Origin of the sequence: Halobacillus litoralis (assembly GCF_004101865.1) — a bacterium.
In the GTDB taxonomy this organism is placed as follows: Bacteria; Bacillota; Bacilli; order Bacillales; family Halobacillaceae; genus Halobacillus; species Halobacillus litoralis_A.
In genome coordinates, this window is the sequence record NZ_CP026118.1 from 3427137 (window position 1) to 3441108 (window position 13972).

The window sequence follows — 13972 nt, forward strand, 5'->3', positions numbered from 1 at the left end:
TAAAGGGAGAGTTTATAAAATGAAAAAAATTTGGACAGGCGCACTTGCCTTATTATTTGTACTTGTACTTACTGCTTGTGGTTCTTCTGGAGATGATACTTCAGGTTCTGAAGAAGAAGGAAGTGAAGGAAGCTCTGAAATTAAAGTCGGGGCAACGAGTGTTCCTCATGCGGAGGTTTTGGAAGAGGCGAAACCACTTCTTGAAGAAAAAGGCATTACATTAACGATTGAGGAATATCAAGACTACATTTTACCTAATAAAGATTTGGCTGAAGGACGTATTGATGCTAACTATTTCCAAACCATTCCTTATTTAGAATTACAAGAAGAAGAGAATGATGGATTTGATTTCGTGAACCTTGGTGGGATTCATATTGAACCAATCGGAGTTTATTCTCAAAAATATGATAACCTGGAGGATGTTGAAGAAGGTACAACACTTGTTATGAGCCGTTCTGTTTCTACTCACGGCCGCGTTCTTTCCTTATTAGAAAAAGAAGGACTGATCAAATTGGATGAGAATGTTGAAAAAGTGGATGCTACGGTAGATGATATCGTTGAAAATCCTAAAAATATCGAATTTGATACGGGCGTTGATGCTGCAGGACTTCCAGAAGTTTATAAGCGTGAAGAAAATGTACTAGTTGCCATTAATACGAACTATGCTATAGAAGCAAACCTGTCACCAAAAGAAGATGCGATTATTCTAGAGGGTACGAATTCGCCTTATGTTAATGTGGTAGCAGCTCAAAGCAAAGATGAAGATAATGAAGCACTCAATCAATTGGTACAAGTCCTTCGCTCTGAAGAAATCCAAACATTCATTAAAGAAGAGTATAATGGAGCCGTTGTACCTGTTTCTGGTGATGCAGAATAACGGATAAAATGAGTGACTGCTGTTGATACTAACGGCAGTCACTTTATTTTTTTAGGAGGTAAAAAGATGCAAGAGAAAAATATGACATGGACTCAGACATACTTACATGATTATAAAGAAGGTATAGGGGTATTCTCAGACCATATGCCGGAAGTGGCTCATAAATTCAGCCAATTCACGGAAGAGTGCTTTAAAGAAGGGGAGGTCTCCCAAAAGCATAAGCAGTTGATGGCGCTTGGAATCAGTATCGTTGCTCAAGATGAATATTGTATGATTTATCATACCAAAGGTTGTGTAGATCAAGGGGCATCAGAAAAAGAAATACTTGAAGCTTGTGGCGTAGCTGCTGCTTTTGGTGGAGGAGCAGCTCTCAGTCAAGCCGTTACCCTCGTCCAGGATGCATATATGGATTTAACAACCAGTATCAATTGATTGAATAATTTGAATATTAAAGAAAAAAAGACGTATTCTTTAAACAGAAAAGAATTAAACGCTTACATCGCACCAAACGACAGTTGAGGATCTTATTTGGACTTTCACGGTGTTTTGTCTAACGTATAACGCTGTGATATTCTAAATTATGTAAATAATCTGAAAGGATTGATTCGTTATTAGTGACGATCTGCAATTGAATTACACTGCTGATATGGAGAAAGCCATGCACCAAGCGCATAACATGAGTTATGCGGAGTACAGCAGAAAGTTGGATACGCGATTAGAAGTAGAAGAAAAGCGCCAACGTGAATTCGAAGAGAGTCAGAAAATGATTGCCCAGGTCGACCGTCAATTGCATAGATAATTTATTTTGATTGAATCAGGTGTCTTTAGCCACCTGATTTTTTCATGTTATAATAAGGATGTAAAATGAAAATATTGTTGATTTGTGAAACTGGTTTCTTCTATTCATATTAGTAGGAAAAAGTTGATAACAAATACTAAATGATATAAGATTGTAATGAGAATAAATTGAGAATGGTTCTTTGATCCCTATCAACCAGGACATTCGATAATAATAGATACTGGAGGTATACATTATGTCAGGATCAACTTTAGAAATTAAAGATCTTCATGTAGAAATTGAAGGTCAAGAAATCCTTAAAGGTGTTAATTTAACAATCAACGGTGGTGAATTCCACGCTGTTATGGGACCCAACGGAACAGGGAAATCCACCTTGGCTTCTGCAATTATGGGACACCCTAAATATGAAGTGACACAAGGGGAAGTATTGCTTGATGGCGAGAACGTTCTTGAGATGGAAGTAGACGAACGTGCGCAGGCTGGTCTATTTCTTGCAATGCAGTATCCAAGTGAAATCAGTGGAGTGACAAATTCTGACTTCTTACGTTCATCTATCAACGCTCATCGGGAAGAAGGCGATGAGATTTCATTGATGAAGTTCATTAAAGAAATGGACGCAAAAATGGATACACTTGATATGGATAAAAACATGGCCCAGCGTTACTTGAACGAAGGTTTCTCCGGCGGTGAGAAAAAACGAAATGAAATTCTTCAATTAATGATGATTCAACCGGCGATCGCAATTCTTGATGAGATCGATTCTGGTCTTGACATCGACGCTTTGAAAGTTGTAGCACAAGGTATCAACGAAATGCGCAACGATAATTTTGGCTGCTTGATCATTACCCACTATCAGCGTTTGCTGAACTATATCACTCCAGATAAAGTTCACGTTATGATGCAAGGTCGCGTAGTGAAATCCGGTGGTCCAGAACTTTCTCGCCGCCTGGAAGAAGAAGGGTACGAGTGGATCAAACAAGAACTTGGCATCGAAGACGAAACAATCGGCCAAAAAGCGTAATCAAGATAGGAGGGTAATCATGACAGTAGAAGTTTCACTACCATACGATAAAGAGTATGTCACACAATTCTCCCAGGGCTTACAAGAGCCGGAATGGATGAAAAACCTTCGTCTTAGCGCCTTGGAGAAATCTGAATCTCTTCCATTACCAAAACCAGATAAAACGAATATCTCGAAATGGAACTTCACTGAATTCGATCATCACGTTTCCAGTGATCCGATAGATTCTCTGGATGATCTTCCTGTAGAGATTAAAAACTTCTTAGATGAAGAAAAAGAACAACAAAACCTTGTTATTCAACGGAATCATACAGTCGCATATGGAACAATTGATCAAAAACTCAAGGATCAAGGTGTTATTTTCACTGACATCTCTACTGCACTCCAAGAGCACAGTGACTTGGTTGAAAAATATTATATGAATGATGCTGTGCATGTAGATGAGCACCGTTTAACAGCTCTTCATGCTGCACTGATGAATGGCGGTATTTTCTTGTATGTTCCTAAGGGAGTACAAATTGAAGACCCGATTCAAGCGATTTTTTGGCAGGAAGATCCTAAAGCTTCTCTGATCAACCACATTCTGGTTGTAGCTGAAGAAAATAGCTCCGTAACGTATGTAGAAAATTATATCTCTCATAATAAAGAAGAAAAAACATCAGCAAATATCGTTACAGAAGTCATTGCAAAAAATGGCGCAAAGGTATCGTTTGGCGCTGTTGACAATTTTGAAGCAGGCACGACGGTCTACACAAATCGGCGTGGTGTTGCCTATCGGGATGCAGTCATAGAATGGGCACTTGGACAAATGAACGAAGGAGATACCGTTTCTGAGAATATCACCCACCTTATCGGGGATAATTCACATTCAAATGCTAAGACAGTAGCGATTGGTCGTGGAAGTCAAAAGCAGAACTTCACTGCAAACATCACTCACTTCGGTAAAGGGTCTGACGGTTATATTCTTCAGCACGGTGTTATGAAGGATAAATCATCTGCCATTTTCAACGGAATTGGTAAAATAGAGCATGGTGCCAGCAAGTCGAATGCCGAGCAGGAATCCCGTGTCCTTATGCTCAGCAAAGATGCACGCGGAGATGCCAACCCTATCCTGCTTATCGATGAAGATGACGTAACTGCTGGTCACGCGGCTTCTGTAGGACGTGTCGATCCTGTCCAATTATACTATTTGATGAGCCGCGGTATTTCCAAGTTTGAAGCTGAGCGTTTAATCATTCATGGTTTCTTAGCCCCTGTTGTAAATCAATTACCAGTTGATGCTGTTAAACGCCAGTTGACACAAGTGATTGAAAGGAAAGTATATTAATGGATGTAAAAGCAGTACGCGACGAGTTTCCAATCCTGCACCAGGAAGTTAATGGACATCCGCTCGTGTATTTGGATTCATCAGCAACTTCTCAAAAGCCTGTTCGGGTGATTGAGAAGTTGGGTGAATACTACAGGGGGTACAATTCCAACGTGCACAGAGGTGTTCATACACTGGGGACCATAGCTACAGATGAATACGAAGGTGCACGGGAAAAGGTAAGACGTTTCATCAATGCTTCAAGTACGCAAGAAGTCATTTTCACCCGTGGTACAACTACTGCCATCAATACAGTGGCGGCTAGTTATGGCCGGGATCACTTGAAGGAGGGTGATGAAGTTGTCATCACCCCGATGGAACACCACAGTAACATCATTCCTTGGCAGCAAATCGTCAAAGAAACAGGAGCTACCTTGAAATATATTCCACTGCAGCCAGATGGCACAATCCTGCTTGAAGATGCAAAAGAAACGATCACTCCAAACACAAAAATTGTAGCCATCTCTCACGTTTCCAACGTTTTAGGAACGATAAACCCAGTTAAAGACATTGCAAGAATGGCACATGAACAAAATGCAGTCATACTTGCTGACGGTGCTCAAGGTGCTCCGCACATGGAAATTGATGTTCAACACTTAGATGTTGATTTTTATGCATTTTCCGGTCATAAAATGTGTGGCCCTACTGGTATCGGGGTCCTATACGGGAAAAAAGCTCTATTGAATAATATGGAACCCGTAGAATTCGGTGGCGAGATGATTGATTTTGTGAATTGGTATGATTCTACGTGGAAAGAACTGCCGTGGAAATTTGAAGGTGGGACTCCGATAATCGCAGGTGCTGTCGGTTTAGGGGCAGCGATAGACTTTTTAACTGATATAGGAATGGACAACATTAAAGATCATGAAGAAAAACTAGTAGCTTATGCGCAACAGCAAATGAGCAAAATCGATGGAATGACTATTTATGGTCCAGAACATCGAGCTGGTCTAGTTACCTTTAATCTTGCAGATGTCCATCCACATGATTTAGCTACGGTTTTAGATGCAGAGGGAATTGCTGTGCGGGCAGGTCACCACTGCGCTCAACCATTGATGCGTTGGTTGGAAGTATCTGCAACTGCAAGAGCAAGCTTCTATTTGTATAATACAGAAGACGAAATCGACCGACTCGTTGAAGGATTACAAACAACAAAGGAGTATTTTGGCGATGTCTTTTAATAACTTAGATACACTATATCGTCAAGTCATTATGGATCATTATAAAAACCCGCGGAACCGTGGTTCAATTGAAGGAGATCCCATGACTGTAGATATGAACAACCCTACATGTGGCGATCGTATACAACTTCAATTGTTAATAGATGATGGCATCGTAAAAGAAGCCAAGTTTGATGGTGAAGGCTGTTCCATCAGCCTTTCATCAGCTTCCATGATGACACAGGCCATCAAAGGAAAGCCAATTGATGAAGCTTTGAAAATGTCCGATCTTTTTTCAGATATCATGCAAGGGAAAGATGTTGACGAAGATAACCTTGATCTTGGGGATATCGAAGCCTTACAAGGGGTTTCAAAATTTCCTGCCCGGATCAAATGTGCAACCCTCGCTTGGAAAGCGATGGAAAAAGGTGTCGATGAAGAGACGAAAGAGGATTAAGCTTTTGTCAATACCAAAAGGAGGTATATTATCATGGCCAAAAAAGCGCCAGAAGTAGGAGAATACCAATACGGATTCCACGAAAAAGATGTCTCTATTTTCCGTACGCAAAAGGGTTTGACGAAAGAAGTCGTTGAACAAATCTCCAACTATAAAGAAGAACCGAAATGGATGCTTGACTTCCGTTTGAAGTCTCTTGAGCAATTCTATAAAATGCCTATGCCACAATGGGGCGGCGACTTGTCTGAACTGAACTTCGATGATATCACTTACTATGTGAAACCATCTGAACGTTCAGAACGTTCCTGGGATGAAGTTCCGGAAGAAATCAAAAATACTTTCGACCGTCTTGGAATTCCAGAGGCTGAACAGAAATATCTATCAGGTGTTTCTGCGCAGTATGAATCTGAGGTTGTTTACCATAACATGGAGAAAGACCTTGAAGATTTAGGCGTTATTTTTAAAGATACAGATTCTGCTCTGAAAGAGAATGAAGATATCTTTAAACAGTATTTCGGTAAAGTAATCCCTCCATCTGATAACAAATTCTCAGCATTAAACTCTGCTGTATGGTCTGGTGGATCATTCATCTATGTGCCGAAAGATACGAAAGTGGAAACACCCCTTCAAGCTTATTTCCGTATTAACTCTGAAAATATGGGGCAGTTTGAGCGTACGTTGATCATCGCTGATGAAGGATCATCTGTGCACTATGTAGAGGGTTGTACAGCTCCGACGTATTCTTCCAGTTCACTGCACAGCGCTGTAGTAGAAATCTTTGTGAAGGATAACGCTTATTGCCGTTATACCACGATTCAGAACTGGGCGAACAATGTTTATAACCTTGTTACAAAACGTGCCGTGGCAGAATCTAATGCAACCATGGAATGGGTCGATGGAAACTTAGGTTCTAAATTGACAATGAAATATCCAGCTGTGTTGTTAAAAGGAGAAGGTGCGCGTGGGATGACCTTATCTATTGCGCTTGCTGGTAAAGGTCAACACCAGGATGCTGGCGCTAAGATGCACCACTTGGCTCCGAACACTTCTTCAACCATCGTATCAAAATCAATTTCTAAACATGGTGGTAAGGTAACGTATCGTGGTATCGTCCAATTTGGGCGTAAAGCCGAAGGCGCCCGCTCAAATGTCGAGTGTGACACGTTGATCATGGACAACGAATCCACTTCTGATACAATCCCATATAACGAAATCATGAATGAGAACATCTCTCTTGAACACGAAGCGAAGGTTTCTAAAGTTTCTGAAGAGCAATTGTTCTATCTGATGAGTCGTGGGATTTCTGAAGAAGAAGCGACTGAAATGATCGTGATGGGATTCATTGAACCATTTACGAAAGAACTACCAATGGAATATGCCGTAGAAATGAACCGCCTCATCAAATTCGAGATGGAAGGTTCTATCGGTTAAGTCTAATTATATAACCGTACAGATACTATTATCTGTACGGTTTATTTTTGTTCTCATTTTATGGGGAAACGATTTCTTATGTGGGACAGGGTGTAAACTCAAGTGATCCGAAAAAGGGATCACACTTTTTGGACGGGCATGGTGGTTGGATTGACTTGATATAAGAATGTTTACAGAGACACAAAATGTGCTTGCTGAAATGAAATGGTTTCTCCTGGAATTTTCCTACCTTAATGAGGAACAGCTGTATGGGTGATTTTTGATAACTACGTGTTTACCGAATATACTTTCCGTGTTATTTTTATTATCCTTTCATGTTAAGGAAATCCTACGGAGGGCAAGATGTTTTAGGAATACAAAACGTGATATTATAATATTATCTAATAAGAGTTGAGGAAGGTACGTATGTTCTTTGTTATGTTTGTTATTGGATTAATAACAGCTTTGGTAGGAAGCATTGCCGGCCTCGGCGGCGGTGTTATTTTAGTTCCTGTTCTCCTTTTCTTAGGTGATCATTTTCAATCGTTTGAATGGGTGAATCCTCAAGCGATTGTAGGGATTTCATTAGTAGTAATGATTTTTACAGGAATGTCATCAGCTATTTCTTATATGAAACATCAGCGTGTAGATAAGAAGATAGGTCTGATTTTTTTATATGGGAGTATACCAGGAGGTATTTTCGGATCTTGGTTGAATCAATTTTTTAAAGCGGATGTCTTTTCTTTGTTTTTCGGAATCATTATGATATTGGTATCGTTGCTGTTTTTTATTCCCAGAAGGCAAAAAGGAAACTCTTTATTCAAGAATGGAATCGAAAGGGAGAAAATGGTTGACGGTAAGACTTTCACATATCGAATGCCGTTCCTTATCGGACTGGTTCTTTCATTTGTCGTAGGGATGTTGTCAGGGTTACTTGGAATTGGTGGAGGGTCACTCATGGTACCTGCCATGATATTACTATTAAATATTCCTCCGCATATTGCAACAGCAACTTCTATGTTTATTATATTTTTCACTAGTATATCCAGTTCAGCTACACATATCGCTCTAGGACATGTGGAATGGGCTTATACCCTGTGGTTTATACCTGGGGCTTATTTAGGTGGTACTCTTGGGGCAGCAGCTAATCGCCGTTTAAATGGACAGGCTGTTGAATGGTTCTTAAGAGTATTGCTCATAGTAATTGGTATTCGCTTAATTTGGCAAGGCATATGGTGAGGAGACTGATGATGAAGGAAAAATTATATTTTTATTATACAAGTGACTTACATAGTCATTTTGAGAATTGGCCCCAAATCGTCGGCTACTTTAATGAACAGAAGAAGAAACATGACTATAAAGGTGAAGAATACTGGTTATTCGATAATGGAGACCATGTCGATCGTTTCCATCCTATTGCTGAAGGGTTGATGGGAAAAGGGAATGTGAAGCTCCTTAACCACGCAGGCTACGATGTTGCAACTATTGGTAATAACGAAGGTATCACACTCGCGAGTGAAGACCTCCATTCTTTATATGACCATGCTGATTTCAAGGTTGTTTGTGCTAATTTAACTTGCAATATCACGGCACCTCCAAAATGGTTGGAACGCTATCATATCGTCGAGTCAAAAAAAGGTACGAAAATAGCAGTTATCGGACTGACAGCCCCCTTCCGAGCTTTTTATCAGGAAATAGGATGGGATGTCTCTTCACCTTTTGATGTACTGGATCTTCTCTTGCCAGAAGTCGAGAACGAGGCTGACATGATCATCCTATTATCACATCTAGGGATTAATGATGATGAAGAAATTGCGAGGCGTTATCCGTCCATTGAAATAATTATAGGCGGGCATACCCATCATATATTTAAAAATGGAGAAAACGTGGATGGAGCACTGTTGACGGCAGCAGGAAAACACGGAACTCACCTAGGTGAGATCATGGTGGAGTGGAATCAGGAAGCCAAAAAAGTGACTAAAAAAGAAGCTTACGCTATCCCTACAGAACAATTTAAAAAAGATGAAGAAGCTAATATTCAATTAAAAGAGATCAGGTCGCAGGCGGTCAGGAGTTTAGAAGTCCCGATAGCGAATTTGGCGGAGCCGATGCATATTGCATGGTTCCAAGATACACCACTTATGTCACGATTGACCGAAAAGTTGAAGAAGTGGACCTCATCGGATATCGCGATGTTGAATGCAGGGATACTGCTTGATCATTTACCAGCTGGTGAGATAACCTATGAGGACGTCCACCGTATATGTCCACACCCAATGAACCCGTGCAAGGTTGAATTGCGCGGCGATGAGATAATGGAAGTCATTCGGGCTGCTCATACAAAAGAACTTACTGAAATACGTTTAAAAGGCTTTGGATTCAGAGGAGAAGTAATCGGAAAAATGGTTTTTGCTGGAGTAGATATCGAGGTGAAAAGGAGGAGTGATGGGGAAGAACATGTGGTAAACGTTTCTCACAATGGTTTTCCGATCGACCATAACAAGGTGTATAGCTTTGCCACTGCGGATACATTCACCTTTGGAAGGTTTTTTCCTGAAATCGCATATGCCTCAAATAAAAAATATTTCATGCCAGAGTTATTAAGAGACTTATTGTCTGATGCTTTAAGAACATAGAAGTGTGGTTCAATCATAAAGCTACCAGCTGGTAGCTTTATTGCGTGTGTGTCAATATACCTTGTTTAGTTAGGAGCTTAACATGAGAGTGATTGCTACCAAATCCCTTGAGCCCGGTACAATTTTAGGGAAAACTATTTTTAATGAAAATGGTCAAGTTTTACTTAGTCGGGGAGTTGCTTTTACTTCCCGGGTGATCGAACGACTGGATAAATATGATATTACATATGTTTATATCGAAGATGGTCATACAGAGGATATTGAAACGCAGTATCCAATTTCAGAAAAGGTGAGAATGAAAGCAATTAAATCCATTAAGGATTCTTTTTCATCTGTAAACGAACAATCGAATCACTTTGTTTTTGAAAAGTCCGGGCGGGAAATGCGTGGAATCGTACGGTCCTTGATGGATGAATTACGCGATCATAATGAAGTCATTTCTCTTCTATCTGATGTATTCACTTATGATGATTACATATTTACACATTCATTAAATGTGACCATGTACGCTCTTGCTTTAGGAAAAGAGTTGCAATTACCAGTTCATAAGATGGAAGAGCTAGGATTAGGGGCTATATTGCATGATATAGGAAAAATCACTGTCCCCAAAGAGGTCCTTTTGAAGCCTGAGAAATTGAATGAAGAAGAATTTGAGATAATCAAAAACCACTCTGAAGCAGGGTTTGAAATACTGAGAAATGCACCGAATATCCCTTTGGTGGCGGCCCACTGTGCCTATCAACATCATGAAAGGTTGAATGGATCGGGTTACCCAAGAGGAATTGAAGAGAATGAAATCCATTTATTCGGAAAGATTCTTGCGGTTGCAGATGTGTTTGATGCAGTAACAAGCAATCGTGTTTATCGAGACGCCATGTTACCACATGAAGGATTGGAAGTGCTTTATTCAGGTGTCGGTACTTTATTCGATAGAAAAATGGTAGAAGCATTTCGAAGGTGTATTGCTGTTTACCCGAATGGATTGACAGTCGGTTTAGATGATGGGCGCAAAGGAGTTGTTGTAAGGCAGCACCCACATTTATGTGATCGGCCCACAATCAGAGTCTGGGAGAACGCTGAGCCTGCTTATGATATGGATTTGTCTAAAGAATTAAATATTGTCATTACGAATTGTGATACAACTTCTTTAAGTTGATGCTTAATCCCCTTCTTTCCATCATATAGATAGGTGAGGAGGGTTGTTTTATGCCAAAAAAGAATGTGACATCAGGGTCCTCGATCGGAAGGCGGATCGTTATCAGTATTATATTTTTTGCCCTTTTCACCGCCTTAAGTCTCTGGTTCATCAACAGAGGAGTGACGCCTGCACTCGTGGAGATTGCTGAAACAAAAGCACAGCAACTTGCGAGGGATGCGATTAATGAAGCAGTAAGCAAAACCATTGCGGAAGATTTACAGTTCAATGATCTTGTGAAAATGGAAAAAGATGAAGAGGGCAATATTGTATATATGGGGTGGAATTCAGTCGTTGTAAACAGAGCATTGAGAGATACAACGATTCGTGTCCAAAATTTCCTTAAACGTATGGAGCTTGGGGAGCTTCCTATGGAAGACACTACTCTTGAGCCGAACATAGATCCTGATATGACTCAGGAAGAGTTGGGAGAACAACCAGCCACTCTTATTGAACTGCCAATCGGCGTTGCGACGAACAATAGCTTACTTGCTAACTTGGGGCCTACAGTTCCAGTCCAATTAAGAGTCATTGGGGATGTTCAATCAGAAGTGGATATTAAAATGACAGAGTACGGGATCAATGCAGCTTTATTTGAATTAACAATTCATTTTGAGGTGAATGTACGTATCGTCATTCCCTTTTCTACAGAAACAACAGTAGTGACAAACAATATTCCTATTGATCAAGCCACCGTTCTCGGTAAAGTGCCTAATTTCTATGGCGGGATGTCCGGAGAGGGTACTCCATCATTTTCCTATCCAATGGAGCCCTTGCAATAATATAAATCACTTGGTAAAATGGCTAAGAATTGAATATGCGTGACCTTATCAGATCGGTGAGGTAGAGGTGCAGACATCATCAGTAATCAATGGGAGTTTGACAAGCGGAGATCATTGAGGAAAGGGATTGTTTGCCGAAGTGTAGAGCAGTGAGTCAAGCTGTTAGACGCTGGTGTACATCTGAACAGGAGATACACTGTCATGCATGCTTTTGGGTGCATGGGGCGCTACTGATCGAAATGGAGGATAATCAAATTGCCGCAAAAAGGCAGTGGTAGGTTATTTTCTATCATTGTCTTTTTTTATTCCTCAATTTTAATCCACAGTAGCCTTCCAACTCCCGTTACATCATAAGATATACGGAGGGGAACAACATGGAAGGAACCATCTTTTCTTTAATTCCAGCAATATTGATGCTTGTCCTTGTTTTAGTCACAAGGAAGGTGATCCTATCCCTGGGGATAGGAATAATCGTAGGAGCATTCATGCTCACACAAATGGATATTGGATCAGGTATTGGTCTGATCTGGTCTATTTTTGCCAGCATTTTTGTAAGTGATGGCGCGTTGAATATGGGAAGTATCTACCTTTTGGCTTTTTTATTCTTATTAGGTATAATGACTGCTTTTATGACTGCTTCAGGAGGCAGTCTGGCTTTTGGTAAATGGGCAGTAGAACGCATCCGTACACGACGAGGGGCCCAACTCGTACCGTCTTTATTGGGGATAGTCATCTTCATCGACGACTATTTCAATGCTTTAGCTGTCGGTCAGGTTGCGAAACCAGTAACCGATCGCTATAAAGTATCCAGAGCCAAACTTGCTTATTATATTGATTCAACCTCAGCTCCTATTACAGTCATTTCACCCATATCAAGCTGGGGAGCATATATCATCGGGACCATAGGCAGTATATTGGCAGCCAACGAAATTACGAACTACCAAGCCTTCGAAGCATTTGTCCTAATGATACCAGCTAACTTATATGTCTTTGCGGCTTTATTACTTGTATTCATGACGATTTATTTCAGGCTGGATATCGGTCCGATGAGAACTCATGAGAAACGTGCTCTTGAAACAGGGGAATTGAATGACCCTGAAAAAGGAGATGTGCCAGGTGATTTGAATGATGAATTCAAAGAGCATGAAAATGGAAAAATCACACATTTGATTTGGCCAATCGTATCTTTGATTGTCGGAACTGTAGCTACAATGGTTATAACAGGAATCCGCAATTCGGAAGGTACCGCGGATATTCTCTCTATTTTCGCCAATACCAATGTAAACATTTCCTTGTTTACTGGTGGTTTAATAGCAGTCTTCATCGCTTTGGTCCTTTATATAGGGCAACCTCAGCCGAAGTCAAATGTCATCCGTGTCTTGGCTGAGGGTCTTAAAGCGATGCTGCCTGCCATTTATATTTTGATTTTCGCGTGGATGATTGGTGACATCATCAGCCAATTGCAAACAGGTGAGTATTTGGCTCAACAATTCAGTCAAGCAGATATTAATATAGCTTACCTGCCATTTATCATATTCCTGTTATCTGGATTTATGGCTCTGTCGACAGGGACATCTTGGGGTACATTCGGAATCATGCTGCCAATTGCGGGAGAAATCGCAGCAGTTACTGATCCGACGCTCATTCTGCCTGCACTGTCCGCCGTCCTCGCGGGTTCGGTATTTGGTGATCATTGTTCACCTATATCAGATACGACGATTCTATCCTCTACTGGAGCGGGAGCGAATCATATCGACCACGTTCTTACACAGCTTCCGTATGCGATAATTTGTGCGGTTGCAGCTTCAGTGGGATATATTATTTTAGGCCTTTCAGGACAGGTATGGATACCGTTATTGATTACATTGGTGATTGTAGCGGTTGTTGCATTGATCATTCACAAAATAAATCCAGCCACTACTTCAACAAGTAAATAGACAAAAAAGATAGAGGATGAAAAATCCTCTATCTTTTTTAAATCGAGCGGATAATAAAAAATTCAGCCGGTGCTTCATAAGCTGCTTTTCACCTCAAAGACCTGTCTCTTCAGGCCCTTCCTTAAAACATCACTCCACTTTTAACTACAAGAGGTATACTCTCTGTATCCTTATTATGAATAAAGTTCCCTTCCTGAACAGCATTTTTATTAAGATGAATTTCTGAAAAATACTTTTTACATTTTCTGAAAATTTTAAATTTATTTTGACAAGCTCATTTTTGATGGTTATAATTTAAGCAGAAATAATCAGAAAAAAATAAAAATTTCGAA

Annotated in this window: 13 protein-coding genes and 1 riboswitch; all 13 genes read left to right on the forward strand. The window is 40.4% G+C overall.

The features are described 5' to 3' along the window. The first annotated feature begins 19 nt into the window (after positions 1-19). Positions 20-877, forward strand: a complete 858-nt coding sequence (locus HLI_RS16930) for a MetQ/NlpA family ABC transporter substrate-binding protein (protein ID WP_128526094.1) — start codon at positions 20-22, stop codon at positions 875-877. Positions 878-943: 66 nt separating this feature from the next. Then, complete coding sequence (locus HLI_RS16935) at positions 944-1309, forward strand: carboxymuconolactone decarboxylase family protein (RefSeq protein ID WP_128526095.1); 366 nt, start codon at positions 944-946, stop codon at positions 1307-1309. 196 nt (positions 1310-1505) lie between these two features. After that, positions 1506-1676: a YuzK family famiily protein gene (locus HLI_RS21780; protein ID WP_164908431.1), complete on the forward strand. Its 171-nt coding sequence runs from the start codon at positions 1506-1508 to the stop codon at positions 1674-1676. Positions 1677-1911: 235 nt separating this feature from the next. Then, a complete protein-coding gene (sufC, locus tag HLI_RS16940) occupies positions 1912-2697 on the forward strand; it encodes a Fe-S cluster assembly ATPase SufC (protein WP_128526096.1) in 786 nt (261 codons plus the stop codon). Positions 2698-2716: 19 nt separating this feature from the next. Further along, the gene (gene sufD / locus HLI_RS16945; protein WP_128526097.1) at positions 2717-4024 is read left to right on the forward strand and encodes a Fe-S cluster assembly protein SufD; all 1308 of its coding nucleotides are present in this window, start codon (positions 2717-2719) and stop codon (positions 4022-4024) included. Next, a complete protein-coding gene (locus HLI_RS16950; RefSeq protein ID WP_128526098.1) occupies positions 4024-5244 on the forward strand; it encodes a cysteine desulfurase in 1221 nt (406 codons plus the stop codon). Before sufD ends, HLI_RS16950 begins: the two co-directional genes overlap by 1 nt. Further along, complete coding sequence (gene sufU / locus HLI_RS16955; RefSeq protein ID WP_128526099.1) at positions 5234-5680, forward strand: Fe-S cluster assembly sulfur transfer protein SufU; 447 nt, start codon at positions 5234-5236, stop codon at positions 5678-5680. The genes HLI_RS16950 and sufU overlap by 11 nt, the downstream gene beginning before the upstream one ends. Positions 5681-5713: 33 nt before the next feature. Next, positions 5714-7111 (forward strand): Fe-S cluster assembly protein SufB, encoded by a 1398-nt coding sequence (gene sufB / locus HLI_RS16960; RefSeq protein WP_128526100.1) that lies wholly within the window; start codon positions 5714-5716, stop codon positions 7109-7111. Between the two features lie 405 nt (positions 7112-7516). Further along, complete coding sequence (locus HLI_RS16965) at positions 7517-8329, forward strand: sulfite exporter TauE/SafE family protein (protein WP_128526101.1); 813 nt, start codon at positions 7517-7519, stop codon at positions 8327-8329. Between the two features lie 11 nt (positions 8330-8340). Continuing rightward, positions 8341-9726 carry a bifunctional metallophosphatase/5'-nucleotidase gene (locus HLI_RS16970; protein WP_347232249.1) on the forward strand — a complete coding sequence of 462 codons (1386 nt, stop codon included), beginning with the start codon at positions 8341-8343 and terminating at the stop codon, positions 9724-9726. A gap of 82 nt (positions 9727-9808) precedes the next feature. Continuing rightward, on the forward strand, positions 9809-10882 hold the full coding sequence (locus HLI_RS16975; protein WP_128526103.1) for an HD-GYP domain-containing protein: 1074 nt from the start codon (positions 9809-9811) through the stop codon (positions 10880-10882). Between the two features lie 50 nt (positions 10883-10932). Continuing rightward, positions 10933-11703, forward strand: coding sequence for a sporulation protein YunB (gene yunB / locus HLI_RS16980; protein WP_128526104.1), 771 nt, complete (start codon positions 10933-10935; stop codon positions 11701-11703). A 54-nt stretch (positions 11704-11757) separates the two neighbouring features. Continuing rightward, positions 11758-11941, forward strand: a riboswitch (Lysine riboswitch). A gap of 136 nt (positions 11942-12077) precedes the next feature. Further along, a complete protein-coding gene (locus HLI_RS16985; RefSeq protein ID WP_128526105.1) occupies positions 12078-13640 on the forward strand; it encodes a Na+/H+ antiporter NhaC family protein in 1563 nt (520 codons plus the stop codon). Positions 13641-13972 lie beyond the last annotated feature (332 nt).